Annotated in this window: 1 protein-coding gene; it reads right to left on the bottom strand. The window is 69.5% G+C overall.

The genetic code is table 11. From position 1 onward, the window contains the following. Positions 1-1,457 (bottom strand): CoA-acylating methylmalonate-semialdehyde dehydrogenase (locus tag B8W69_RS29395; RefSeq protein ID WP_085293143.1); only part of this gene is annotated, 1,457 nt, incomplete at both ends.

Raw genomic sequence — 1,457 nt, 5'->3', positions numbered from 1 at the left:
GAATTCGGCGCCGTCCTTGATGCCGGACGGCCACCGCGACGTCACGGTTTTGGTCTTGGTGTAGAAGGTGATCGACGAGGGGCCGTGCTGGTTGAGATCGCCGAAGCCCGAACGCTTCCAGCCGCCGAAGGTGTGGTAGGCCACCGGCACCGGGATCGGCACGTTGACACCGACCATGCCGACCTGCACGCGGGCGACGAAGTCGCGGGCGGCGTCGCCGTCGCGGGTGAACACCGCCACGCCGTTGCCGTATTCGTGCTCGGACGGCAGCCGCAGCGCCTCCTCGTAGTCGTGCGCGCGCACGATGCACAGCACCGGCCCGAAGATCTCGTCGGTGTAGATCGACATGTCCGGGGTGACGTGGTCGAACAGGGTGGGGCCGATGAAGAAGCCGCCTTCGAGGTTGGCGTCACCGAAAGCCAGGTCGTCGCTGGCGCGTTCGCGGCCGTCGATGACCAGTTCGGCTCCCGCGTCCACGCCCTGGGCGATGTAGTCGCGCACCCGCGCCACGGCGGCCTCGGTCACCAGCGGGCCGTAGTCGGCCTTGGGGTCCAGGCTGTGTCCGACGCGCAGGTTGTTGACCCGCTCGATCAGCCGGGCGCGCAGCCGGTCGGCGGTCTGGTCACCGACCGGGACCGCCACGCTGATCGCCATGCAGCGCTCGCCGGCGCTGCCGTAGCCGGCCCCGATCAGGGCGTCGACGGCCTGATCCAGGTCGGCGTCGGGCATCACGATCATGTGGTTCTTGGCGCCGCCGAAGCACTGCGCACGCTTGCCGGTGGCCGCGGCCCCGGCGTAGATGTACTGGGCGATCTCGGAGCTGCCGACGAACCCGACCGCCTGGATGTCGGGGTGGTTCAGGATGGCATCGACGGCCTCTTTGTCGCCGTGCACCACCTGGAACACCCCGGGCGGCAGGCCCGCCTCCACAAAGAGCTCGGCCAGCCGCACCGGCACCGAGGGGTCCCGCTCGCTGGGCTTGAGCACGAACGCGTTGCCACAGGCCAGCGCCGGGCCGGCCTTCCACAGCGGGATCATCGCCGGGAAGTTGAACGGGGTGATGCCGGCGACCACGCCCAGGGGCTGGCGCAGCGAGTAGACGTCGATGCCCGGGCCGGCGCCCTCGCTGTATTCGCCCTTGAGCAGGTGCGGGATGCCGATGCAGAACTCGATGACCTCGATGCCGCGCTGGATGTCGCCCTTGGCGTCGGCCAGTGTCTTGCCGTGCTCGCGGGACAGCAGTTCGGCCAGCTCGTCGTTGTGCTTGTTGACCAGCTCGATGAAGCGCATCATCACCCGCGCGCGCCGCTGGGGATTTGTTGCAGCCCAACCCTTTTGGGCCTCGACGGCCGATACCACCGCGGCATCGATGTCGGCCCGGCCGGCCATCGGCACCGTCGCCTGAACACCCCCGGTGCTGGGGTCGAAGACGTCAGCGCTGCGACCGGACTGCCCGG

Origin of the sequence: Mycolicibacterium vulneris (assembly GCF_002104765.1) — a bacterium.
Taxonomy (GTDB): Bacteria; Actinomycetota; Actinomycetes; order Mycobacteriales; family Mycobacteriaceae; genus Mycobacterium; species Mycobacterium vulneris.
This window is presented reverse-complemented; position numbering and strand designations above follow the sequence as displayed.